A 24898-nucleotide genomic window follows, 5' to 3' on the forward strand; every position below is an offset into this window, starting at 1 on the left:
GTATCTAAAAATGGAACGGAAAAAGGATATACCTTGTATTTAATAGGGTTATAAATTAATAGATTTAATCTTAAATCAAAAAGAAGGAGGGAGACGATGAGAGAAAGAACTCGCATTTTAATAGGGATGTTGCTAGCATGTCTCTACATTTCCCCAATGGTCTTACTTGGGGAACATGCTCATGTTCGTATTCATGATAATTTAGATTCGAATATCGTTTGGTACAAAACATTGGTCGATACGAATAGTATTTATGCAAGCCTTCAAGCGACTGTTCCTGACTTATTAAGTGGGGTTGTCTCAAGAAATGCCTTTGTCAGCGAATTTACGGCTATCATTTGGCTGTATCAATGGTTCTCGCCGTTTACGGCATATGTAATCAGTCAAACACTGGTCCGAATCTTTGCTTTTTTAGGAATGTACCTATTGTTACGTGATTATGCGAAAGGTGTTATTCCTAAATCATATACTTTATGGGTGGCGGTTTTATTTTCTTGGACTCCATTCTGGCCATCAGGCATGCTCAGTACGCTTGGGATGCCGCTCTTATTGTGGGCGTACTGGAATATCTGGCGTGGCCGAAAGATAAAGTTGAGTGCGTTAATACTAATTTTGGTTCCATTCTATTCTAGCTTTGTGTTAGGAATCATTTTCTTTTTAGCAACGCTTGCCCTCTACCATGTGATGAAGGAAATCCGCGAACGTAGTTTTCATAGTCGCTTTTGGATCGTATATTGTTTACAAGTCTTATTATATTTACTAATTGAATATCGATTGGTCTTCTCGATGTTGTGGGAGGAAGAACCTACCAGTCGAAATGACTTCGAGACGGGAAACAACGGCTTTTGGTCCAGTATCCGTTTGTTTTTTAAAAATTTGATGTTCGGTCATACACATGATCGGGCGGTTCAGTCGCCCATTATCCTACTAACACTCTTGATTATCGGATTTTTAGTATTCCGTCAAAAAGATCATGCAGCAAAGCGAATTCGAACTTTAATGTGGTTTGTTTTTGGTTTATCACTTTGGTATGCATTTTGGTTCTATGAGGGATGGAACCCGTTAAAGCAACAGGTCTCTCTCATCAGAACTTTCAATTTCTCCCGATTCCACTTTCTTCAACCCATGTTGTGGTATGCATTGTTTTACTTGATGCTCGATTGGTTATGGAGAACATCTAAACGAAAATGGGTGATTTGCCTGCTAATAGCCCAAACCTTTGTCTTGCTCGCATGGAATCCCGAGTTCCTTTATCGTCATCATCCATCCTATGAGGCATTTTATGCGACTTCTCAGTTCTCTGATATCAAACGGTTTATTGACAAACCTACAAAAGATTACCAGGTTGCCTCTATTGGAATGCACCCTGCGATCGCTCAGTACAATGGGATGCAGACTGTGGATGGCTATGTGAACTTTTATCCGCTATGGTATAAAGCTTCCTTCCGAAAGGTGATTGCTGAAGAACTAAATAAAAGTGATCTATTGCAACGTTATTTTGATACGTGGGGAAATCGAGTTTATTTGTTTTCTTCCGAGCTCGGTAAAGAATACGAATACACGAAGAAACACCAAGTTCCAATTCAACATTTGTCCATCAATACAGCACAGTTGAAGCAGATAGGTGCAACATATCTCTTATCTGCTGTACCAATCAAAAATGCTGCAGCGATTGGATTGCAGTACGAAAGAACGTTCGAAGATCAGCATTCCGCTTGGAAGATTCGGTTGTACCGTATTCAAGCTACTACAGAGAGCACGAAGTAATTTCGTTCATGGAGGAGTAATGATATGACAATGACGAAGACACCTACGCTAGGTGTAATAATTCCATGCTATAACGAGACGGAAGTATTACGCTTGACGGTCCGTACGATGCACCGTTTTTTAACAGAGTGGCGAGAAAGACACCTCATTTCTGAGGACTCCTTTGTCTTATTCGTAGATGATGGAAGTAAAGATGATACCTGGTCTCAAATCGAAGATGTCCATGCACAGGATGGTCGGTTTAGAGGATTAAAATTAGCTCACAACGTTGGACATCAAAATGCTTTGTTCGCGGGTCTTGTCGAAGGACACACACATGCAGATTGTGTTGTGTCGATGGATGCAGACCTTCAAGATGACGTAAAAGTAATCGAGCAGTTCTTGGGTGAATTTGCGAAAGGGAATGATATTGTCTATGGCGTACGAGAAGATCGTCAGACCGATAGTTGGTTTAAACGGTCCACTGCTCAAGGTTTTTATCGCTTCATTGACTGGCTAGGTGTAGAAACCATTTTCAATCATGCAGACTATCGTCTCATGAGCAAACGAGCCGTCGAAACGCTTTGTGCACATCCGGAACGTAATCTCTTTTTGCGAGGAATGGTGCCTTCCCTTGGTTTCCAAACAACAGAAGTGACCTACACACGTCAAGCACGTCAAGCAGGGGAATCGAAATACCCATTACGGAAGATGATGGCTCTTGCATGGGACGGGGTAACCTCATTTAGTGTCCGCCCGATTAAGCTGTTATTTTTAGTCTCACTGTTTATGCTCTTCGTCTCGGTCGGATTTGTCGGGTATGCCCTTTATCGCAGATATGAAGGAGAGGCAATGGATGGATGGACGTCATTAATGATGTCCATCTGGTTCATCGGGGGACTTCAGTTACTCGGGATCGGACTGATAGGTGAATATATCGGTAAAATCTATCAGGAAGTCAAGCGGCGTCCTCGTTATGTCGTCGAGAAAAAACGAGAATGATGACCTTCCTTCGTTTCTTATTAGTAGGAATCCTCAATACGTTGGTTGGTCTGACGTTGACATTGTTTTGTTTTCATGTCTTGCATACTGGTTATTGGGGAGCGACGGCTATTGGGAATGCATGTGGTGTTTGGATCAGCTACATGCTCAATCGCCGTTTTACCTTTCGCCAAGAGGCAGGAGGGTTGTCCTATTGGATCCGTTTTTTAATCGTCGTTTCCATCAGCTACCTCATTGCCTATCGTTTTAGTCTATGGGGAGTCCATTACCTTTTACCAAATCTACAAGAGACTGGCGCAATTCTAATCGGGATGGTCATCTATACGGGATTAAATTATCTTGGTCAGTCTTATTGGGTATTTCGCAAATCGTAAAAAAACAAGCTATCTAAATAGGTGGCTTGTTTTTTTATATCTAAATTGCTCTTGCGAAAGAATAGTAGCAGATTAAAAGGCTGATAAATCAATTTGTAATATTGTTACATTCATTCAATTTTCTTCTTAAAATTAAGATATTTATTTTGTCTGGACATCCTACATATTCTATAATAAAAAAAGTTGTAAAACTGTATTATATCGAAAAGAATGATTTGTTATATGCCGACAGATATGGTTCATTGTAGAGCGCAAGGAGGACTCTTATATTTATGAGAATAAACGTATCGACCGATTATGCCATCCGTACACTGTTGTTTGCTGGGACACACCCTTCACGATTAGTGACAGTGAAAGAAGTAGCAGAGGCTCAACGCATCTCGGAAAATCATCTAATGAAAATTGTTTGGATCCTGAGTAAGCTAGACCTTCTTCACACTATTCGTGGAAGGGGAGGTGGATTTAAGTTAGCAAAACCAGCTACTCAAATTAAAGTGAGCGAAGTCGTTTTACAATTTGAAAAGATGACGCATTACACAGATGTAGAACGTAGCTATATAGGTGGATATGCCATCCCTTACGTAATGGATAAAGCCTATTCCTTATTCATTGACTCCCTCCATTCCACTACATTGAATGATTTATTGATAATTGAGTCGCAAAAGAACAATAAAAATGATGTGTATGAGAAATCTAGGTCACGGACTTAACTTCCATATAAGCCATATAAACGAATCTCTGCTTCTACTTGTAGGAGTTAATTACGGCTAAGAAAAGATAAGTGATTTTTATTTAGTCGAGTTAGTCTGTAGTTGTTTCTGATCGATAAAGTAAAAAGTCGCCGTGTTTAAAATAATAAAAAGCAGTCCTCGTCATATAAAGACAGGGACTGCTTTTTATTGGTCAGTTATATAGCAAAGAAACTCTAAAATTCTTAAAAAATAGGAAGAAACAAAAAAGCGATAGTTAAAAATAAAGTACCTTAAAACAAACATACGTTCGTTTTAAGGTACAATTTAAACAAAGGTTTGTCTACTCAATTTTCATAATATTAGTATAATCCACATTAAAAGATAAGTCTATATCTTATTAATCATCTTATCTATAGTAAAGCTACAAAAGGAAGACGCTATTCCTTATTTATTTGAGAGGAGTTATTATGAACAAAATTTATTGGAATTCGAATGTGAAAGTCAGACTAGTAGGAGAAGGATTATTTAATTTATTATTTTGGATGTACTTTCCTTTTCTGACGGTCTACTTTGGTCAAAAACTTGGCTTACAGACTGCTGGATTAATAATGGCACTACCGCCCTTACTAAGTATCATCGGAAGTTTAATAGGAGGAAGCGTTGCGGATACGTTAGGGAGGCGTCCTGTCATGCTGATCGGAACATTTTTGCAAATGAGTATGTTTATTCTATTTGCCGTCTCCTCCTCTCCTTGGATCGATTATGTTGCATTCATTGGAATCGGGATAGGGGCAGCATTTTATCGACCCGCAAGTTCAGCGATGGTAGCGGACACGGTACCAAAGGATGAATTGCGACAGGTGTACGCGACATTTATGACTGTGAACAATATAGGTGCCGTTTTAGGACCTATTATCGGGGCAGTCTTTTTTTTTCAATATCGTCAACTGTTATTATGGACCTGTGCAACGGTTCTGTTCCTTTACTTCATCACGATCTATTTTATCGTCAGTGAAACCTTACCTGATCGTTCCAAGCCAAAAGATGTCACAATCCCACTTAAATCTGCCTTTCAATCTAAATGGTCTGGTTATCGATTTATTCTCAAAGATCGTATTTTTCTGATATACGTGATTGCGGGAATTTGTTCGCTCTTCCCAGTGATGCAACTCGATCTCTACTTACCAGTCTATGTGATAGAGAATGTACCTACACAACCTCTTGTACCATACCTGATGGATTCATTTCAGCTCACGAGCCAATCCATTTTTGGGTGGTTGGTAGGCTTTAATGGTCTTTTGTTTGTCATCTTGATTCTTCCCGTAACGAATCGACTCAAACATTGGTCAGAAAAACGTCTCTTTGTCATGTCGACGCTACTTGCAGGAGGAGGTACGTTTTTAGTCGGATGGAATAACAACATCTGGTTTCTGTTTGGCTGTACGCTCATCTTCACGTTAGGTGAGATCATGCGTACACCTGTCACACAAAGTTTCATCGGTCATTATGCTCCTGAAGAGGCAAGAGGTCAGTATCTAGCTGCTGATAGTCTTCAAAACACACTTGGTAAGTCGCTGGCGCCTCTCGCCATCTACGCATCAGGATGGATTGCACCTCTCGGTATCTTCACTATCATTCTCCTTTTCGCTATCATTGGTGCATGTCTATATCTGCAATTATTTAGACTGTATTCTTCCGCCTGAAGATCAGGGTGATAGTATGATTAAAAACGTTACTACAATTAATAGCGAGAATAGGATTTGGAATTTAAAATACTTCAATAGTTATCGGTTTGATAAGGGAAATATACAATTATCGCAGTATCCTTATAACGACAATGAAATAATTTATCTTAAAAAGAAAAAGACACCGTTCTTTGAACTCCCATTCAAATTCCAATAAAATACGACGATATAAGAGGCGAGGTTTAACTGGAAATGAAGGGGAGAAATAAATGAAATGGTTTAAAACAGCAAAAGTAGTAACCTTTGATGCGTTAATTGAAGCTGAAGCTACGCATGCCATCCTGAAAGTACCGAGTTCTTTGGAAGAACAGCTTCACTTAATTGATCTAACCATCCTCGATTTACAAATGGTACGTGTTATTTATACGGATGTAGCTCATTGGATGCCTAGTATGGTCGATGCGTTCTATGAAGAGCTAATTCGGATTCCTTCTTTACGTCGTTTGATTGAGCATCATTCGACTCTCGAACGATTAAAAGGAACGCTCTCTCGACACATTCTTCAAATGTTTGAAGGAAAAGTGACGATGGACTACATAGAAGCTCGTCGTCGGATCGCAGATCGCCATGTACAGATAGGTCTACAGACTAAATGGTATGTTGCTGCTTTCCAAAAAGTATGGAATGTGCTAAGCGATAAAATTGAAAATAGTGACTGGCCAGAAGCTGAGCGTATTCGTATTATGCGTTCTGCGAGTAAACTGTTCAATCTAGAACAGCAAATCGTCATGACGATGTATGAAGGGCAAGTTGAAGAAGAGCGACAAGCAATTGAATTAGCAAAGCGTCAAGTTGGTGAGGGTGTTCAACGATCAATTGAGGGATTAGCGGCGATGAGTGAAGAATCATCAGCGAATTTTCAAGAAATCGAGCAGCATGCGAAACGCGTCTCACTGACAACCGACACAATTTCAGATCGTTTAACAAAAGCAGTTGTGGAGGCAGAAGATGGAGTGACATTGGTCGAAGAAAAAACGCATCATTTTCAAGATGTTGTTCATGACCTGACACAGACAACCGAACAGGTCGCAGAGCTATCTCGGCTATCCGAAGAAATCGAACGAATTGCTGGGATGGTAACGACGATTTCGGACCAAACAAATTTACTGAGCTTGAACGCTTCAATTGAAGCTGCGCGCGCAGGTGAGATGGGAAGAGGATTCACGGTCGTTGCTCAGGAGGTACGAAAGTTGGCAGAAGAAAGTAAACAATCAGCAGCAGAGACATCACGTATCGCACAGGAAATCACACAAAAAATGCTGGTTGTGTCGAAACGAATGGGGGAGACAGAAAGCGCAGTGGTTCAGACGACGACTGAAATGCAAGAAATCGTCCACGTATTCTCTAGAATCTCCGAACAGACAGAAGTTGTCTCACGACAAGTACGCGAGTTATCGTCAGATACAAGTGATGTCGCCGGAACAATCGAAGGGATGCGCCGCATCGCCGATTCAATTGCCGAAACAGCAGACAATTTACAAGAAGTCGCAGCTTCGATATAAGATCAACATCTCCTAGTATTTATGAACTGAACCAAAAAGGTTAGACAATAAATAATTTGTCAGGCGACCTTGAGGACCTGAGTCCGGTATTCCACTGGGCTCAGGTTTTTTAGTCGTCCCTTGATACGACGATGGTTATAGTACTCGATGTAACGCTCGAGCTCACATTTGAAGTGGTCCATGTCATCGAACTCCTTGAGATACAGGAGCTCTGACTTGAGCACAGCGAAGAAGCTTTCGATGGCTGCGTTGTCGAGGCAGTTGCCCTTACGGGACATGCTTTGCGTAATGCCGTGCTCGTGAAGCGTACCGACGAACGCTCGATATTGATAATGCCACCCTTGGTCGGAATGCAGAATCGGTCGAGCTTTCCCGTCGAGCTTCCCGATTGCCTGATCCAACATTTCACCAACGAATTGATAGGTAGGGCGGTCCGATAGGGTATAAGCAATGATCTCACGGTTTCCCAAGTCCATCATCGGCGAGAGGTAGAGCTTCTCCCCGAACAGGTGAAACTCAGTGACGTCAGTCACCCATTTCTGGTTCAGGCCGGTGGCCTTGAAGTCACGTTGGAGAAGATTCGGTGCGACCTTTCCGACCCGTCCTTTATAGGAGCGGTATCGCTTCATACGGACGAGACATTTTAGACCGAGCTCATTCATTAGACGGCGTACGGTCTTCGGTCTTGCCGGAAGCCTTGGCGTTCGAGAAGTGCGTGGATGCGACGATAGCCACATCGTCCCTTGTGTTCGTGGAAGAGGGTATGGATAGCTGTCTTCACCTTCGAATACTTGCCCTCACCCGTCAGGCGCGTCCGCCAATAGTAATAGACGCTTCGTGCCATACCGAGCACGCGAAGGAGTCCCGGAACGGGATAGACTGACCGCAATTCGTCGATTACTTGTGGCTTGATCCGGTTCGTCGCGCATTCTCTTCTTGAACCAAGGCTTTCAATTTTTTTAACGCAGCGTTCTCCATCTCGAAATCGTCCCTGGGGAGGAAATTCGGTACTTTACGGCCGCCTCTATGTAGGACAGTCCGTTGGTCACCATGTCGTTTAATACCTCCAGTTTAAATGCCAGCGAGTGGCTTGTATAGGAAGGATCGAAGATCGCTTCCCCCCAACGCTCATAGAGACGCGACCACTCACGGATCAGTTCACGTGCTATCCCGAATTCTATCGCTACACCTCGGTATCCTTCTCGTCCTGTCAGATAACACTCAGCGACCTAGACTTTAAACGCCTTTGTATATTTGACCATAAAAAACACCCCATAAAAGTTGGATTTTTATGTCCAACTTTTATGGGGCAGTTCATTATTGAAATGTGGGTGCTTTAGTGTTAATTTACGATTTTACAGAGTCCATTCTAACAGTAAACCAGCTTGAGTCAGTCCGCCCCCAAATCCATATAAGAGGATACGGTCACCCGACTTGATCTTTCCTTCTTTAATTCCTTTGTCTAATGATAAAGGAATGGTTGCAGAAGAAGTATTTCCGTAGTCGACCAAGCTATACAGAGTTTGCTCCAAAGGAAATCCGCTTTTTTCACAGATCGAATCAATCATTCTGAGATTAGCACTATGCGGTATAAACCAATCGACTTGCTCTAAGGAAGTCGCCCCTTTTTCGACAACATGTTTCATTCCTTTAGGCACGGTACTGACTGCCCACTTGTAAACTTCTCTACCGTTTTGAACAATCTTTTTACTGTCTAATATTTCGTCTTTAAATATTTGATCGGATAGATTAGAACAATATAAGCTCTTTGCTTTTTCTCCTTCAGAAATGAGATGTGAAGAAATAAAACTTGAATGGTTTTCGTCGAATTCGACCAGTGCTGCTCCACCACCATCACCAAATAAAATACAGGTATTACGATCAGTATAATCAGTGACTTTAGAAAGCGTTTCAGCACCAATAACGAGTACCTTCTTATGCAATCCAGAGCTGATTAAAGCATTTGCCATATGTAATCCATACGCAAAACCAGCGCATGCAGCATTTAAGTCAATGGCACCCGCATGTAATATACCTAATTTTGCTTGAACAAGGGAAGCGACACTTGGCGTTTTAAAATCAGGTGTCAGGGTGCAGACGATAATCATATCTACATCTTCTATCGACTTCTTGTAGCGCTCTTTCAGATTTAGTACAGCTTGATAAGCAATATCACTTGTATACTCATCTTTATTCGCTATTCTTCTCTCTTTAATACCGGTGCGTTGTACAATCCATTCATCATTTGTTTCTACCATACTTTCTAAATCCATATTGGTTAATTTGTTTTTAGGGACGTAGGAACCAATTGCAGTGATCTGAGCTTTAGAAACAACCATTTTCTTCACTTCTCGATACGATAATGTACTCTCGATTGCCATATTATCACTAGTTCCTAGTATTAGATACTAAACAGAACTTTTAGACCTTAAGACTTCTTTATTATTGTAAAAAATGTAGTTAGAAGGAAAAAAGCTGTTTACGTAAAAAACCTGAATTATAGTAAATAGAAAGATTGTAAACAAAAATATTTGTATAAAATACTCTCACACATTTTATTATTGATTGTAACCCTGACATTATTTTGATGAAACGAATAAATTAATAATGAGTGTATACGGTTCGACGTCGAAATCATTCGTTTATTATTAATTTTACCGATAATCCAATTAATTTCAGTAGTTTTAATGAAGATAACATTTCTTATCTATACTCGAAAACATCAGCACTACATGTAAAAAAAGAGGGGAAACAACCCTCTTCATGAAGTAGTCCGGAACTTTATGGGTCACCGCTTACTTTTATAACGTTTTTACCCTAATTAGTCTATATAGCTACTAACATCGCTGTAAGGATAGGTCAAGACTCATACTTGTAGATCCTCGAGCACTTTCAGCTGATGCTGCATTCGCTGATGGGATGGAAGCGGGCATCGCGGAATTGCCTATAGCAAGGACAGCATTGTCTACAAAAAACAAATCACTTGCAAAAGCGAGTCGCCCTTTTGACGCGACACGTGATGGCTTCGTGATGTCGGAGGATGCAGGCATCTTGATACTAGAATCGTTATCACGCGCGAAGCAATGAGGTGCGTCCATCTATGCAGAACTCGTCGGTTACGGGGTAAGTTCAGATGCTTATCATATAGTGGCGAGGAGCATACCTCGCCATGAAACGTGCCGTGCAACATGTAAGGAATCGAGACGAATGACATCGATGTAATCAGTCCGCATGCGACGAGTACGATCGTCGGTGATCAGTCCGAGATACGTACGATTAAAAAATTGTTTGAGGAACATGCGAACGCACTCCCGGTGGATCGGAAGCGATCGCACTTGCGAAATGTTTACAGGAAGGAATCATTCTACCGACGATTAATCTTGAAGTCAAAGATCCTATGTGTGACCTGGATTATGTGGCAGAAGGGGCTCGTTCGGTGGAATTAGAGTACGGATTATCCAATTCTTTTGGATTCGGTGGTCATAACGCAGCAATCGGTGTGAAAAATATATGGAATAAAAATAAGACATCAGATTTAGACAAAGAAGTCAGTAATCAAATCAGTAATCGAATACTCACTGAACAAAGAGTGTAGACATTTCGACATCGAAATGTCTACACTCTTTGTTTTTATATAAAAAGTTAGAGGAAATATGTGTTGATAAAAAAGAATTCAGAAACATGCAGTTATCATGAAAGACCTTTTTTAGGATACGTGTTTTTCTTCGGAACGGTCTTATCTTGTGTAATAAGATTTAGGTGTTTTTCATAAATTTCAGTAGTAGACGAAAAAAGTAACGGAAATTATTTTTTCTATAAGTATAGAAGGATTTTGAACATAATTTGAGAATAAGGAGCTTAACTAAAATTTTGATTTAATTAATCATTTTTTTTACAAATAATAAACCATGATGTGGAGAAAGAGGTAAAGACTTAAAGACCTAAAGACTAATACAAGTATGTAGGGTTTTAAAAGTATAATAATATCTCGAATCTAAAAGGAGGATATATATGTCTAAGTACTGTTTATTTACTAAGTTCTTTGTATCAGAAAATAAAAGAGAAGAAATGGTTGATACCCTTTTAAATGCCTCTCGATCAATGGAAAAATTAGAGGAATGTGAAATTTATGTTGTAAGTGTTTCTGATGAGGAAGCAAATGTAGTTTATGTATACGAAGTATGGTCGAATGAAACATCCCATAAAGCATCTTTAAATCTAGCAGTCACTCAAACTTTGATTCAAAAGGCAAAGCCTCTTCTTGAAAACGTAGAGAGAGTAAACACGCTGCAAACAAAAGGTGGGAAAGGTCTTTTAATAAACAAATGATCTTTCAATAGATAACTATTAAAAGGTGCGAGATAATTCCTTACAATTATATGATGAATTTTTATAAGCAAAGGAAAGCTTAAAGATACATACTACTTTAAGAAATTTAATGTGATGGTTGACTAAAAATATAAAAGGGGAGTGGATATCAACTTTGTATTAAATAAATGAATGCTAGAATAAACGTATTAAATTAAATGCAAACCAATAACATCTCGATTTTTTTCTAAGTCCTAGTATTTGAACAGTTTAATACAACCACCTTAATTGGCTAAAGCTTGCATGAAGATGACTTCCGTTTTGTATCGGAGTCATCTTTTATAGTTCCCATGTTTATCTTTAACATGTATAGCAATATTGTTAAGTCAGCCACGATCCGATAAAATCGATGATTCCTGTAATAAGTAGAAACGATAAATTCAAAACGAGAGTAATTAATATACCGATAACGGCTTTACTATCATTCGATGAGCTAATTTTCATCATTAATAGGATAGAACAAAAAGTGAGCAGAAAACTGAAGAATACACAAAAATGCATGACGTGGATAGACAAAAAAGTCGAAATGAACAGGACGAATTCATAATTAAAAAACGAATTATAAATAAATAAAAATAAAAAAATAGTTAGAAGATATAAGCCCCATCGTAAGTGTTTCATAGTTCCTCCATTCTAAAGAGATAATCAAAAAAGATATCTCTAATAAGTAAAAAGAGACCTACTTTTAATATGAATACATACTTTAACAATTGAAAAAAATAATTTACAAAAATGACATCGAAAGAAAGTCACAGCAATAATACTAGAGGTCACTATAGTAAAGGAAAAACTAGGAAACGGAGTAGGTGATCTAAGTCAGCTGTGATAAGAAATGAGAGCATCGTTTAAAGGCTTTATGGACCGACGTATATGACGGAATACCTGGTGTTCAAAAGAATGTCCACCGTGTATTTTTATTTTATCAGGAAAATATGTAAAAAGAGTAAATTGTAGGGCATTTCTACTTAAAATATTTTTTGTCTACGCTTTCACATTTATTATAAATAAAAATATTAAAACATCTTCTAGATGAAGTTACCATTCTTTCTTTTGGTATAATTTATGTAACATTATGGTTATAAAAAAGGAAGGATCTACACTGAATGAAGCTACCGCTTAAGTTTTGGGTCATTACCGTAACAATGGTAACTATGATTGTAGTATTAATCTCTATTTTTGCTACGAGTTACTATGTTAACCGACAAACGCTGAAGGAAAATACGATAAACGAAAACTATTCAAATGCTAAGAAGTTAAGTGCTCTAACTAATGATACATTTCTACTAATGGAGCAAACATTACTTGCACATCATGAAACTATCCTATCCAATTGGGATAATCCCCAAAAATTGAACGAACTTACACAAACTTTGAAAAAATCTAATTCTAATTTCAACTCGATTGCGATCATCGATAAAAATGGTATTGGAAAAGCAAATACTCCTGACTTAAAGCTTATGGGAACTAAGGTGGATACGGAAGGTGTACGACTAGGATTGCGATTGAAGCGAAACTTTACTTCGAGCCCTTATATCGGGAAAAATCAGAAACTGATGTTAATAGTTTCGACAGCACTCTATAAGGATGGGAAATATTACGGTATGCTCAATGGATTAGTCTGGTTGCGTGAAAAAAATTTTTTGACTCATCTTCTCGAGGAAACTTACGGCAATGATAAATACGATGTAGGCGTCTATGACTCGACCGGTACCTACATCTATCATAAGAAACGCGGTTGGATCGGGACAAAGGCACATAAAAACCAAGCTACCATTAATCTTGATAAAGGAAGACCTGATAAAGGAACGATAGTGGATCAGACAGGGGAACAAATATTTGCTGGATATACAACAGTTCCTCAAAATGATTGGAGAATCATTTCGATGACACCTGTATCAAAAGCATTGGCTCCTGCTCAACTGACAGCAATCAAAGCAGCCACTATTGGGTTTCCATTGATTTTGATTTCATTTCTTGTCTTGATTGGATTGATTATCTTTATTACAAAACCGTTGAATCGCCTTTCATTACTCGATTATAAAAAACCGATAGGTGAAGTCATACAAGAAACGAGAGGTTTAAACTCCCCCTATCGGGAAGCTGAAAATATTCGAGCTATGATTCTCTCGTTTGCAGAAAACCAACAGGTCATGTTACGAGATTTTGAAGAAATGGCAGTAACAGATCCAATGACGGGTCTTGCAAATCGACGACGATTGAATCAATTGATTCAAATGATACGAGATAACGAAGAGTCTTTTGGTTATGTATTGCTTGATATTGATCGGTTTAAAAGCATCAACGATACGTATGGACACGTGAAGGGAGATCAAGTGTTGATAAAACTCGCTAAACTGATTTCTTCTGTCACTCCCCATTCAGGTTTACCTATTCGAATTGGTGGAGAAGAGTTCGCGATAATTCTTCAAGAAACATCACCTGATGACATTATTGCTTTTTCTGAACATCTGCGTCATTCCGTAGAACAGACAGACTTCTCATTACCGCAACGAATAACGGTCTCCATTGGAGCTGGTTATTTAGGTTCTGACTCTTATGATGTTTCCCATTTCTATAATGATGTGGATCAACAATTATATAAAGCAAAGAGAAAAGGACGTAACCGTGTAGAAACCGTCTTTATTATTGAAGGTAAAAAATACATTTCATAAAAACTAGAAATTTTATGAAAGAATAAAAGATGTCTCCAGCCTCACTTATTAATTAAAAAGTTAACAGATTATTGTCTAAAATAGGTGTATGCATTTCAATATCGAAATGCATACACCTATTTACAAAAACTCTTATTCCTTAATTTGTTGTCAGCCTAATTATCTCTAAAAAAGAATGCTTTTCACTACGTAATTCATAATTCATAATCTTTTCTAAATTAATTATCTACTTGTTTAGCTTACAAAGGAGTGCATTATTTTAAAACGTATTGAAGGCATCGAAAAACAGCACTGATTGCTAATGGGATGATGACGATAGTAATCCCTAAAAGGACTACTCCAGGAGCATCGTCTGCCTGACCAATATAAAAGAAGACTGGTAGAATACAGGCGGCTAAAACAGCAATAACGAGGAACGAATTTTTAATAATATTTAACGATGAAGAAATAGAAGACGCTGAGTCAAAGTCCTTTGCAAATGCGTTCAAAATGCGGAAACCATGAAAGATAGAAGTTAACAAAGGTATGAGAGCAATATAAGCAACCATTAACACTACGTATCCTGGTTTCTCAAAAATAACTCCATTTGATAAACCTTTAAACAGTGTAAATGATCCATAAATTGCTAAACCTAGAAGACCAAGAAAAAATGCAAAAAGACATGTTCGTAGTAACAAAATACTTATTTTTGGAGGATTCATTTTAGCATTCCTACTTTCCATATGATTCTTCAATAAAAGCAAAGTGTACGATTAAATAGAAAATATTACTTTAGACTTCAGACTGATTTCACATAAGTAATAATAAAATAGTGATAAATAATATCAGATAAAATTCTATTTAAAATAGGTTAAACCAGCAATAACAAGATGATTTTGATTTCTATATTACGTAGCGGTGATCGAAAAATCACTCACGAAAGTTGATTATCAAAAATGACCACGAATACTAAATTCCTAGTTTCTTTTTTACTTTGTATTTCACCCATAATATTTTGGATCCTTCTAGTTTATATAGTAGCTTTATTTCTACAGTTTATTAATCAAATTAAATTCTTAGAAAGTGTATTGTTTACATCTATTTTTATCCTATATGCGTTCATGCATTGGTTTTCGTTTAAATTTAAAGGAACTGCTATTTGGCATTATCTAGTATTTCAAGGATCCCTGATTTTCATAGCTGCTTTCTTACTGCTGAACTGAACCCTACAGTTTGGACAGTTTAATAAAAGTACCCTTAACGTTTTAAGCTGCTATGAGATGGCTTCGGTATTGTACCGGAGTCATCTTTTGTAGTTTCCATTGTCTTCGTTCGCTATTGTAATAATCAATGTAAGCATCGACCATGGCACAGACCTCATCGAGGTCAGATGCTAATTTATAATCGACATAATCTTTCAAGTGCCCAAAGAACGATTCCATCGGGGCATTATCCAGGCAGTTTCCTCTACGAGACATGGATTGAAGCATTCCCATCTCACGGATGCGTGTTAGATAAGCAGGATGCGTATAATGGAATCCTTGATCGGAATGTATCATGGCTTCCGGGTGTACATTCCCTTGAAGTCGTTCTGCGAGTTTATTCGTTGTATGAAGGACGAGTTCCATATGGAGGCTTTTAGATACATGATGTGCCATAATTTCACGTGTAGCGATATCCTTCACACAAGAAAGATAAACAGTTTGGCCAGATCCAATACGGAGATAAGTGATGTCTGTGACGAATACTTTACCAGGCTCTTGCTGATTGAACCGACGGTTCAAGTGATTTGGTACAGTCTTATGTTCATATGTCGCTTTAGCGATTTTACGGTAGGCGTTCTGCCTACGGATTTTCGTCACGATTCCAAACTTCCTCATGATACGCAAAATACGTTTATGATTCATCGGCCCCCCGATAAGATCAAGCATCTCCATGTAAAGACCACGATAGCCGATTTTTCCCTTATGACGATCATGAACATATTTCAGAAGGAGGTAGTCCGCATAGTTGCGTTCTTCCCGAAGGGAAACACTATCTGTACGTGCGAGCCAGGCGTAATAAACGCTGCGGCTCACTTCAGCGAGCATACATAGATCCGTCACGAACCGACTCGACGATTGTTTTCGTAAGACAATATTGATTGCCTGATAGCGTTCAGATGCCGTTAGTTTCGGTACTTCGCCTCTCTTTCGAGAGCTTCTAGCTTTTTTAGTAATTCATTCTCCGCTGTGAGGTACTTGATTCGTGCTTCAGCTCTCGCAAGTCGTCGTTCGACGGAATCATCTTTTTTCGGTCGACCTCCAAGATTAGATTTTCCATGTCTCTCATTCAAGAGTCCTTTTTCTCCATAAATGCGATATGTCTTCCGCCACCGTTTCAGCGCTTCGTTCGGCGTTTGCTTACCGATCATGTCCAGGTCAAAGCCGCTTTCCTCAAAGATTTGTATTGGTCGCTTACCAGCTAAATTCTCACGTACAACGTGAATCTTAAATTCTCCTTTGTATTGAATCGTACGATCTGATATAGAGGCTACGTGAAGATTCGCTTCAAGTTGTCTGATTTGATCTGGATTGAAGGTGCGTCTGTTCATGAATAGTTCTCCCGTCTAAATTGAATAGGTACAGTATATCGATATCTTTAAACACAAAAAACCCCGAATGGGGTCTTTTATCAAGTGTCCACCATTCAGGGTTCAGTTCAAAAAGACGATCTGAGAAGTATTTCGTATAATCTTATTTGACATGTTTTTTTATAATAGTGAGCGAAACAAGTATGTAAAAAAATAGTGAAATACAAGAAGAAAACGAGAGCATTGACGTAGATTTTGAAGTATTTCTGACTTACATTGAGGATGAGGATTTCGGTGGAAAATTCGTCAATCGAAAGACAAATGAAGAATATTCATTTGATACGAAGGTTGCAAATTCTTCTGCAGTACCTTTGATAGTAGTAGCAGTACAAATTGCTAGGTATGGTGTCACGTGGGCCATAAAGAAATATGGTGACGATGTCGTAAAAGCTGTGCTTAAGTCTTCCGCACATGAGGCAGCTAAAAATATTAAAAAATCATTATTGGATGATGATGGAGTTATAATCAAATTGTTTACGCAGAAGATAAAAGGATCGCAAACAAAAAAAGATCCTAAATCAGGTTGGAGTATTTCTAGAGATGTCGGTAAAGATAATGCTCATGGTGGAAGCTACTGGAAGTTGATGAACAAGGCAGGTAAGCGTATCGCCACATTAGATAAGAGCGGGAAAGTATTAAGAAAATAAAAGTGATAAAGGAGAATTTAAATGAAACTAGAACGATATTTACAAACAGAGTTTCAGAATGTAACTTTATTTGAAGATTCTTTTGTCGGAAAAGAATTATCAATACGCCTTGAGTTAGAAAAAAATCTCTACCAACTGAAAGACGGTTCGGATGACATCAATTTTGATTACTTTCATAGCGTCTATGAAAAATCAATTGCCTTATTTGAAGATATTTTTCGAGAAGAAGAGCAATTTTATTTAGTGACACATGTCAGGAGTGAGTTAAATTTTGCTCAAAAGACGGCTACAAAAGTATTTCATCATTTGAAGCATAAAAATGATAAATATAAGATGGAATATAAAAAAAAGGTGATTAACGAAGAAGAAAAAATTATCCAATATGCGGTTCTCTTACCAAGCAAAGATGCTCTAGATTACAGGATGTTAATCAAAGCTATTTGTAATCAAGATTTTAAAGACCTACAACCTAGGCTCCGTCATAAATATACGTACTATCCCGAAGTATTTTTTGTGAACGTAGATCGAAACATTATATTGAATATTTTCGATGATCGAGGTTGCTTCGTTCTTTTTAGTGATGAAGATGAATTGAATGGTTTTAGAAATGTCTACAAAGATAATATCTTTGATGATACTTATTGAAAATGCAAAAAATAGGCATTATCTTGTGTGGTTCAATTTTAATTGCTCTAGTCATTATTTTGATGATAAATACCATCAGTAAAGACAAAACTATTGATGAAAATCCTTTGACGGAAAAGCAAATCATAGGCTGGGGTTCGAATTATATTGGGTACGACACTGCAGTAAGAAAGAAAAAAATTAAAGTTGCTATATTAGATAGCGGAATTAATAGAGAACACGAAGATCTTCAAAATAAAGTGGTTAAGTCATTTAACGCTGTCAATAAGACTAAACCAACTCAAGATGATTTTGGTCATGGAACAAACGTCGCCGGAATCATTACAGCAAATGATAATGATGTCGGTATAGTTGGAATTTCTCAAAATGTTGAGATATATGACGTCAAAGTTTTGGATTCACAAGGTGTGGGCGAGGTTAAAGATGTAATTGAAGGACTTCGATGGGCATTAAGCAATAACGTAGACATCGTCAATATCAGTTTTGGCTTCATAAAAGATTATCCGGAATTAAAGGAAATGATTAATATACTGTTGTCTGAGCATAAAATCGTTATTGCTTCAGCAGGAAATATAAAAATCTCAGACGGACGCGAAGTCGAGCAGGAGGTTGAAGGTGTCGTCAATATCTTAGCAATTGGAGAGCGGACACGGGAGCGTGTCTATCTGGATGCTGTAAAAAGAAAAGATAAATGATGAATAGCTTTGTGGCATGAATGAAGGAGGTAGGTATTTTAGCTACCTTCTTTTTTTATGTGCTGTATTTGTCCATCAGTGACGATTATTAATACTGGTGTTTTCAATATGATTTTTCGACATCGCATCAATTCCATCGTTTATGAGAACGGAAAAAGGCAGCGACGAGTATCTCGTCACTGCTTCAGTATATTTTGCTATTCGATTGGATGGGAGATTTATTCTCCGACCATGCCGTCATGGTCGTTGTCCCGCATATATTGATACAGCCAGTGCTTCTCCGTGATTGGCATCGCGTAGCCGGCATCTTTCGCTTCCTGGATTGTCACCTGACCATTGCCGTCGGTATCGACGCGCGAGACGTCTTCGGTCTTTGCGGTATCTGGAGTCGACTTCGCTGTCGCTTCTGTTTTCGTCTTCTTTTTCTTCGTCAGACCGAGTGCAGCATTCGTCTCGTCCGGATTGCCGTTCTTGAACCGGTCGACGACAGTGTTTCCACGGACCGTATAGGTATACTGATATGCGGACGGAATCATCGTCGATGTATCCGGATAGGTGATCTGCGCTTCGAAGTTCGTCGCGCCACCCGCCTTGCGGATGACGTCCTCCATGTACGCCTGGTCCCCATGACGATTCAGTGTACTGTCCTGCGGAGTGATGTTGTAGGCGTTCGAGACGCCACCGAGCGAATCGGCAATGATATGTCCTTCATCAAGATCCGGACGTTCGACTCCAGGCACTTTCGCCTCGTCCGAGTAGTAGCGTCCGTCACGCGTGACGTCTTCCGTCTCATCATTCTGGAGTGTAATCTTCTTCGCGATGACGCGGACCAGCTGTCCGTGCTCATTCGTGAACGCCCAGTACTTCCGGTCACCGAATCCAATGTCGACGACAACGTTCGCCTGACGACTACCGGAAAGATCTCCTCCGTCGACCGTAATTTTCTTATATCCTGTGAAAGAATCTTTTGCAGTTGGTGTTTTTGATTCCGTTGATGCCTTCGTATCCTTTGACTGCTTGACTGTACGAGTATCCGCCTTTTTTTCAGGATGTTGATCGGCGTCCTTCGTCGCATCGGTCTTTTGTGTAGTCGTGTCTTCCTGCTGCGTCGCTTGCTCTGTAGGCGAGGTCGTTTCCGTATCCGTGCATCCTGTCATCAATAGGACGGCGAGTGGAATCGTTATATATGAAAAATGCATGGTATATTTGCTCCTTCGAAAAAATCTAATTAATGAAAATAAATCCATATTTTTATAGGGATATCTAGAAAAATATGACTAGAAAAGATTTGTATAAAATTTTAGGAATGTAGAAATAAAAATAGAAAATTCGTATTACAGTAAAAAAGACTCCGGTAAAGAAATTCGGAGTCTTAAAATCTAATGTTAGAAATGCTCTTAAATAAGTTCTCATAATGAGAATTTTTAAGATTAATATTAAGAATTGTATCCGATTACTAAAGTGAAAAGCATAAGAACTAGAGAAGAAATAAGCAATATTAATGAAATTACAGTAACAAAAGTTAACATCATTTTAGAAACTTGATCTTTTTTCTTCCAAATAGCAATAAGTAATATAACGCTAATAATCGGTATTATCGCCATCAATGAGAGAGGAAGAAAACGTTCTTTAAGTAAATATAAAAAATCCATATGAAAAAACTCCTTTTTTTATCTTTTCTGAAAAATTGTTTTTTCTCCTTTTTTGTTATATAGTACTAATTGTAAAATGGTTTTTATTACTAAAGGAGGAATAAAATGTTTAATTTTTTCAAAAAAGGTTTTTTGTTATTTGCTGTCCTGTTCATCTTCACTATTACAACACAAAGTGTTGGAGCATCTAGTCCATTGATTTTTGATGAACCAGAAGAAAGTACGGATTCATCTGAATTGTTAAAAGACTTAGATCAAGAAACGCTTGATTTGTTTAAAGAAATGGATAAGTATACGGTGACAGATGAGAAAGGATATTCAACTATCGATGTAGCAGCTGCTGAAGCAAACGGTGTTTCGGAAGAATTTCTAGCTGTTATGCGTATGACTAATGAAATTAGCGCCTCGGAAAACAAAACAGTTTCCCCAGGAACAATTACTACATATGCTTTTGATTTACCAATCGGTAACTACGGTAAATACTGTGGTAAAGGAAACAAAGGCGGCACTGCTATTGATGACCTAGACAGAGCTTGTAAGGCGCATGATGCATGCTTCCTTGGTATGTTCAATGTTTCTGAAAAGAATAAAAAATGTAACATTGCTTTTGTCTCGAAATTACTTCCAATTGTCCAAAAAACATCGATTACTTCATATAAAGGTATTTATGCACGAGGAGCACTTAAGATTTTCTCGAAAAATACCTAATACAGATATTTTGAAGAAACGATTTAATCGTTTCTTCTTTTTTTATTCCTAAATTAATCATACAAGTTCAAAAAACATCAATATGTTTTTTATAAAAAGGTAAACGCAGGAATATCCTTACTCTCTCATTTAAATCCTTTTATGTAAAGGATTTAACTATAATGAAATAATTCAGAAATCTTATTGAAATAACTATTTTTATGTATACTCTTTTCTTACATATCTGGTTTGTAACAATTTATTTATCACTATAGCCATCATTTCAAAGGTATGGAACAGAGCGTTACCGCTCTGTCTGATGGAAAGGGACCGCAAGCCGTCCTGTTTCCGTACTCTAGCTCGCTCCTCGTTGGCGCAAGGGTAATCAAAAAAAGCCGCTGCCGTTCCTTGTCTTCCTCCGCGTTTTGGCTCAAAGCACGCTTTTCGCTCGCTGCGTTCCCGTCAACAGGACGGCATCGTGTCGGACTGCATCCCACTCGCGAAAGGAGCTTTTCTATGAAACTGACTACACTCGTTGAAATCACTCGTATCCGCCAAGAGGTCCGGGAGCCAGACGTCGCACTCGAGACAACGCACATCACGTCACCCGAGGACGCGTTCTGTGTCGCGAGACGTTTTATCCAGGACGATGACCGTGAAGTGTTCCTTGTCATCCTGCTCAATACGAAGAACCGCGTCATTGCCGTCCATCGGGCACACGTTGGTAGCATCAACTCGAGCGTCGTCCACCCTAGAGAAATTTTCAAGTCCGCCATCCTCAACAATGCGACATCGCTCATCGTCAGCCACCAGCATCCGAGCGGTGACCAGCATCCATCACGGGAAGACATCGAGGTGACCGAACGGCTCGTCGAGGTCGGACGCATCGTCGGCATCCAGCTCCTCGACCACATCATCGTCGGTGCCGGAGAAGAATACGTCAGTTTGAAGGCACAAGGTGTTTTGTAAAGGGACGATAGAGCGTAGACAGGACGGGACAATCCCGTCCTGTCCATGCGCGAGGGCATGGACGAAAAACGACGTCGTTTTTCTTTTGAGAGAGCGCAAGCGAGTAAGGAATGGATTCGTCCCGAATCCAAGTGCATTGAAAGACCCGCAGTGGACGGATCCACTGCGGGTAAGAAAGTACATCTGGTCTTTTCTATATAGAAGGGTGTGATGAAGGATGCAGTAGTGAGACAGTATTGAAGTGTACGAAGGTTCGAGGAAAGATAGATGATTGAAGTGAATCGATCCTCCTATAAATAAGTAGCGATCTTCTTTCTACTGGATGTACAGCATGAGGAGAATCTTCGGGCTCATTCGTGAGGCTGTAGGCTGCACGCAGCAACATCCGCATCGCACCGCTGCCCTCCTGCCGAATCGATAACGAGAGCTGCGACTCGCTTGCGCGAGGCATCTCTACGTTCCTGTTCCTTGCGACGAAGGACACGGAGCGTTAGAAGCATGATTAAAATAAATTACCATAATCATATATATAAAGACTCTAATAACGTAAATTGGATTTAAATGATAGTTATTGACTATTTTAAAAAAGTATTGTTAAATTATTTCAGTCTAGAAATTGGGATTTTTATTTGAATTTCTTTTCTTAACATTAATTAGGTAGGATGGGAGATTAGTAAGTGGAACAAAAATTTAAGAAGTATGTCATACTTCCGATCATTGTTGTCTTTATTTTCTTTATCGGATCACTCTTTGGAACGTATAGTGCACAGACTGAAATCGAGGATGGTGCTCTCTATAGTGATGAGTTGCGTGAGAAAAATAACGCACTTAAAAAAGAGAATACAGACATATTAGATTTAGTGAAACAACGTGATGCCATTAAAGAAGATTATGAAAAAACTAAAGACAAGAATAAGTCACTCGAAGAAAAAATAAGTAAAAAAGAAGAGGTTCTTAGTGACTTAACTTTTGAAGTCATCTATGCAAAGCGTAAGCCCATTACACTGAGCCCTGGTCAATATATCATCGGTGATGATGTGCCAGTCAATCGATACCGTGTTGAAAGTATTGGAGAAGGGTCGAATTTTACAGTTAATTCGATAGATGGAGACTTGAAAGTGAACACGATTCTCGGTGTGGATGGAGTAAACTCTTATACATTCTTTGGTGAAGATGGCGATGTATTAGAGACGCAAGCAGATGTAAAATTAAAGATCATTGAATAATCTTTTGATTACGAATTAACAAATACTCAAAAGTAGCAATTGAATTTATAGTAGAAACAATCAACTGGTGTTTGTATTGTAAACGTATATTCAACGTAATTCAGATTGTTGTATTTAAATAAAATAGCGTCTAACAAGCAATAGGGAACTCGGTAAATGAGAACCCTATTGTTTTTTGGGGTTTTGTTCTAAAAAGATGGGTTAGCTATAGGTAGTATAAAAATCAAAATGAGTGTTTAAAAGTCTTTTAAAAGACTTTTAAAAGGTGTATACTAAAGAAAAATAAGAGGAGGGCATAATGATGGGAATGCGAATACTTGATATTCCAACCACTTCTATATCTGACGTGAAACGGTCTCCGATGGAAGCTTTCCAAAAAGCAGATCGTGAAGCGGCCGGCGTATATGTTTTTAACCGTGAAAAAGTTGCGGGCGTCATGTTGACACAACAGCAATACGAATCACTCAATAAAGAAATTGAAGAATTGTACAGTCGATTAGATGATTTGACTGTTGAGATGCGACTATCTAATAAAAATGTCCGCACTTATACTGATTCCGAAGTCCGTGGAGAACAGGTAACTCACCCTACGACTATTGATGAAATGGATGGGTGGGAGTGATCATTGTATCAACTTGAGTGGACGCAGTATTCGAAAGAAGATTACGATAACCTTGATGGTAGTCAAAAGATATTCGTAGACAAAGCATTGAACCGTATCATTTCTATAGGAATGGCGGCAGGACAGCCACTCAGTGGAAATTTGTCGCATTGCAATAAGTTAAAAAATAGAAAAATGGGATTACGCGTTGTTTTTAGAGAAGTAGAGGGTAAACTCCAGATCATTCAAATTGTAGCGATCGGTAAACGGGATAAAGATGAAATTTATAAAATGGCTGAACAACGATTAGATGGATAATTGAAAAAGGATCAACGTTCAGATACTCGATGGTATCTATACGTTGATCCTTTTTGTCGCACTTTTTGAAAAGTATGACCGAAGTTATTTATCTTTTTTATGCATAAAAGGACTATTTAAAAATACATTGATAAAAAGATGCGTTTATAGACTTTGATATTGAAATCGATCCATTCGATTCAACTATGTGAAAGAATAATCATTTTTGTATACATAACGGTCGTTTTCCATACAACATTTTTTATAAGAGAAAGCTTCTAAAAAAATATTTCTAACTTATTAATCAATTCCAAGTCAATATCTCTAAAGTAGAATTTATATTCTTATTAACTAAATAAATGGTGATTTTTAATGATAATTTAATTAGTTGTTTCATTGCAAACATTATTGATTCCTTATATCGATTAGTAATATATATATTTAGTGTTTTTGTTATCTTAGCTTATCTTTTCATTGTGATAATGAACTATTGTTCTACTTGATCATTACATGACTTAGAAAAATCGAGATAAATATTTTTTAATTAGTAGTTGAGGATTAATAAGTATGAAGAGCAAAATAAGAGAGTGACTTCTCCGACTTAATGCCGAAAAGTCACCCTCTTATTTAGAACGTCCTCAATTTAGAGTCAATCTTTTTTTATTACATAGGTTTATAAGGTATTACACCTTTAATCATTAGTATTTGAAGCGCGAAATAATCGGGACCTAGATGTTGAATAGTCGGACTATCAACATCAATTTGAT

21 protein-coding genes and 2 pseudogenes are annotated in these 24898 nt (G+C 38.4%); 17 read left to right on the forward strand and 6 right to left on the reverse strand.

The genetic code is table 11. The features are described 5' to 3' along the window. Positions 1–96 precede the first annotated feature (96 nt). The 6 genes from N179_RS14265 to N179_RS14295 all read left to right on the forward strand — a co-directional run bounded on the left by N179_RS14265 (position 97) and on the right by N179_RS14295 (position 7061). Complete coding sequence (locus tag N179_RS14265) at positions 97–1767, forward strand: DUF6044 family protein (protein ID WP_055966535.1); 1671 nt, start codon at positions 97–99, stop codon at positions 1765–1767. Positions 1768–1791: 24 nt separating this feature from the next. Further along, the gene (locus N179_RS14270) at positions 1792–2748 is read left to right on the forward strand and encodes a glycosyltransferase family 2 protein (protein ID WP_235504807.1); all 957 of its coding nucleotides are present in this window, start codon (positions 1792–1794) and stop codon (positions 2746–2748) included. After that, positions 2745–3122, forward strand: a complete 378-nt coding sequence (locus N179_RS14275; protein ID WP_053451870.1) for a GtrA family protein — start codon at positions 2745–2747, stop codon at positions 3120–3122. The genes N179_RS14270 and N179_RS14275 overlap by 4 nt, the downstream gene beginning before the upstream one ends. 272 nt (positions 3123–3394) lie before the next feature. Then, a complete protein-coding gene (locus N179_RS14280) occupies positions 3395–3832 on the forward strand; it encodes an RrF2 family transcriptional regulator (RefSeq protein WP_055966533.1) in 438 nt (145 codons plus the stop codon). A gap of 449 nt (positions 3833–4281) precedes the next feature. Continuing rightward, positions 4282–5517 carry an MDR family MFS transporter gene (locus N179_RS14285; RefSeq protein ID WP_075643077.1) on the forward strand — a complete coding sequence of 412 codons (1236 nt, stop codon included), beginning with the start codon at positions 4282–4284 and terminating at the stop codon, positions 5515–5517. Between the two features lie 251 nt (positions 5518–5768). After that, positions 5769–7061, forward strand: a complete 1293-nt coding sequence (locus tag N179_RS14295; RefSeq protein ID WP_055966529.1) for a globin-coupled sensor protein — start codon at positions 5769–5771, stop codon at positions 7059–7061. Between the two features lie 59 nt (positions 7062–7120). Here the strand turns inward: N179_RS14295 and N179_RS14300 are convergent. Then, positions 7121–8275: pseudogene (locus N179_RS14300) on the reverse strand (IS3 family transposase). Between the two features lie 141 nt (positions 8276–8416). After that, positions 8417–9400, reverse strand: a complete 984-nt coding sequence (locus N179_RS14305) for a ketoacyl-ACP synthase III (protein ID WP_075643107.1) — start codon at positions 9398–9400, stop codon at positions 8417–8419. A gap of 544 nt (positions 9401–9944) precedes the next feature. Between N179_RS14305 and N179_RS16810 the strand changes: the two are divergent. The 3 genes and pseudogenes from N179_RS16810 to N179_RS14325 form a co-directional block, all read left to right on the forward strand. Further along, positions 9945–10569, forward strand: a pseudogene (locus N179_RS16810) (beta-ketoacyl-[acyl-carrier-protein] synthase family protein); the annotation flags it as partial. Between the two features lie 503 nt (positions 10570–11072). Next, positions 11073–11390 carry a putative quinol monooxygenase gene (locus tag N179_RS14320; protein WP_075643078.1) on the forward strand — a complete coding sequence of 106 codons (318 nt, stop codon included), beginning with the start codon at positions 11073–11075 and terminating at the stop codon, positions 11388–11390. 1142 nt (positions 11391–12532) lie between these two features. After that, positions 12533–14101: a sensor domain-containing diguanylate cyclase gene (locus N179_RS14325; protein WP_055966528.1), complete on the forward strand. Its 1569-nt coding sequence runs from the start codon at positions 12533–12535 to the stop codon at positions 14099–14101. A 254-nt stretch (positions 14102–14355) separates the two neighbouring features. Here the strand turns inward: N179_RS14325 and N179_RS14330 are convergent, their stop codons facing one another. After that, on the reverse strand, positions 14356–14802 hold the full coding sequence (locus N179_RS14330) for a DUF2975 domain-containing protein (protein WP_055966524.1): 447 nt from the start codon (positions 14800–14802) through the stop codon (positions 14356–14358). A 543-nt stretch (positions 14803–15345) separates the two neighbouring features. Continuing rightward, positions 15346–16673 (reverse strand): IS3 family transposase gene (locus N179_RS16815; RefSeq protein ID WP_423752126.1). Its coding sequence is split into 2 segments (ribosomal slippage): positions 15346–16295 and positions 16295–16673, totalling 1329 coding nucleotides; the frame shifts between segments, so codons are not numbered across the junction. Between the two features lie 200 nt (positions 16674–16873). On the opposite strand from N179_RS16815, the gene N179_RS17180 reads away from it, so the two are divergent. The 3 genes from N179_RS17180 to N179_RS14355 are packed head-to-tail and all read left to right on the forward strand — an operon-like array spanning position 16874 to position 18699. Next, positions 16874–17359: an SAR2788 family putative toxin gene (locus N179_RS17180; protein ID WP_268761033.1), complete on the forward strand. Its 486-nt coding sequence runs from the start codon at positions 16874–16876 to the stop codon at positions 17357–17359. Positions 17360–17380: 21 nt separating this feature from the next. Continuing rightward, a complete protein-coding gene (locus N179_RS14350; RefSeq protein ID WP_053451881.1) occupies positions 17381–18004 on the forward strand; it encodes a DUF3885 domain-containing protein in 624 nt (207 codons plus the stop codon). A 2-nt stretch (positions 18005–18006) separates the two neighbouring features. Further along, positions 18007–18699, forward strand: coding sequence for a S8 family peptidase (locus N179_RS14355; RefSeq protein ID WP_053451882.1), 693 nt, complete (start codon positions 18007–18009; stop codon positions 18697–18699). Between the two features lie 218 nt (positions 18700–18917). Here the strand turns inward: N179_RS14355 and N179_RS14360 are convergent, their stop codons facing one another. Continuing rightward, positions 18918–19898, reverse strand: coding sequence for a DNA/RNA non-specific endonuclease (locus N179_RS14360; protein ID WP_055966511.1), 981 nt, complete (start codon positions 19896–19898; stop codon positions 18918–18920). Between the two features lie 237 nt (positions 19899–20135). Continuing rightward, the gene (locus N179_RS14365; protein ID WP_053451884.1) at positions 20136–20351 is read right to left on the reverse strand and encodes a hypothetical protein; all 216 of its coding nucleotides are present in this window, start codon (positions 20349–20351) and stop codon (positions 20136–20138) included. Positions 20352–20456: 105 nt separating this feature from the next. Here N179_RS14365 and N179_RS16820 point away from each other — a divergent pair, with 105 nt between their 5' ends. From N179_RS16820 to N179_RS14390, 5 genes are all read left to right on the forward strand, one after another. Further along, positions 20457–21059, forward strand: a complete 603-nt coding sequence (locus tag N179_RS16820) for a phospholipase A2 family protein (protein ID WP_053451885.1) — start codon at positions 20457–20459, stop codon at positions 21057–21059. 495 nt (positions 21060–21554) lie between these two features. Then, on the forward strand, positions 21555–22007 hold the full coding sequence (locus N179_RS14375) for a JAB domain-containing protein (protein WP_075643079.1): 453 nt from the start codon (positions 21555–21557) through the stop codon (positions 22005–22007). Between the two features lie 677 nt (positions 22008–22684). Further along, entirely contained in the window at positions 22685–23233 is a 549-nt protein-coding gene (locus tag N179_RS16825) for a hypothetical protein (RefSeq protein WP_053451886.1), read from the forward strand. A gap of 298 nt (positions 23234–23531) precedes the next feature. Then, positions 23532–23855 carry a hypothetical protein gene (locus N179_RS14385; RefSeq protein WP_235504808.1) on the forward strand — a complete coding sequence of 108 codons (324 nt, stop codon included), beginning with the start codon at positions 23532–23534 and terminating at the stop codon, positions 23853–23855. 3 nt (positions 23856–23858) lie between these two features. Then, positions 23859–24152, forward strand: a complete 294-nt coding sequence (locus tag N179_RS14390; RefSeq protein ID WP_053451888.1) for a type II toxin-antitoxin system RelE family toxin — start codon at positions 23859–23861, stop codon at positions 24150–24152. Positions 24153–24898 lie beyond the last annotated feature (746 nt).

The sequence above is a fragment of the Exiguobacterium indicum HHS 31 genome, assembly GCF_001939065.1.
GTDB classification, from domain to species: domain Bacteria; phylum Bacillota; class Bacilli; order Exiguobacteriales; family Exiguobacteriaceae; genus Exiguobacterium_A; species Exiguobacterium_A indicum.

Coding starts and splice junctions, on each gene's coding strand:
- N179_RS14265 (WP_055966535.1), top strand. CDS start 97: ATGAGAGAAAGAACTCGCATTTTAATAGGGATGTTGCTAGCATGTCTC.
- N179_RS14270 (WP_235504807.1), top strand. CDS start 1,792: ATGACAATGACGAAGACACCTACGCTAGGTGTAATAATTCCATGCTAT.
- N179_RS14275 (WP_053451870.1), top strand. CDS start 2,745: ATGATGACCTTCCTTCGTTTCTTATTAGTAGGAATCCTCAATACGTTG.
- N179_RS14280 (WP_055966533.1), top strand. CDS start 3,395: ATGAGAATAAACGTATCGACCGATTATGCCATCCGTACACTGTTGTTT.
- N179_RS14285 (WP_075643077.1), top strand. CDS start 4,282: ATGAACAAAATTTATTGGAATTCGAATGTGAAAGTCAGACTAGTAGGA.
- N179_RS14295 (WP_055966529.1), top strand. CDS start 5,769: ATGAAATGGTTTAAAACAGCAAAAGTAGTAACCTTTGATGCGTTAATT.
- N179_RS14305 (WP_075643107.1), bottom strand. CDS start 9,400: ATGGTTGTTTCTAAAGCTCAGATCACTGCAATTGGTTCCTACGTCCCT.
- N179_RS14320 (WP_075643078.1), top strand. CDS start 11,073: ATGTCTAAGTACTGTTTATTTACTAAGTTCTTTGTATCAGAAAATAAA.
- N179_RS14325 (WP_055966528.1), top strand. CDS start 12,533: ATGAAGCTACCGCTTAAGTTTTGGGTCATTACCGTAACAATGGTAACT.
- N179_RS14330 (WP_055966524.1), bottom strand. CDS start 14,802: ATGAATCCTCCAAAAATAAGTATTTTGTTACTACGAACATGTCTTTTT.
- N179_RS14350 (WP_053451881.1), top strand. CDS start 17,381: ATGAAACTAGAACGATATTTACAAACAGAGTTTCAGAATGTAACTTTA.
- N179_RS14355 (WP_053451882.1), top strand. CDS start 18,007: ATGCAAAAAATAGGCATTATCTTGTGTGGTTCAATTTTAATTGCTCTA.
- N179_RS14360 (WP_055966511.1), bottom strand. CDS start 19,898: ATGCATTTTTCATATATAACGATTCCACTCGCCGTCCTATTGATGACA.
- N179_RS14365 (WP_053451884.1), bottom strand. CDS start 20,351: ATGGATTTTTTATATTTACTTAAAGAACGTTTTCTTCCTCTCTCATTG.
- N179_RS16820 (WP_053451885.1), top strand. CDS start 20,457: ATGTTTAATTTTTTCAAAAAAGGTTTTTTGTTATTTGCTGTCCTGTTC.
- N179_RS14375 (WP_075643079.1), top strand. CDS start 21,555: ATGAAACTGACTACACTCGTTGAAATCACTCGTATCCGCCAAGAGGTC.
- N179_RS14385 (WP_235504808.1), top strand. CDS start 23,532: ATGATGGGAATGCGAATACTTGATATTCCAACCACTTCTATATCTGAC.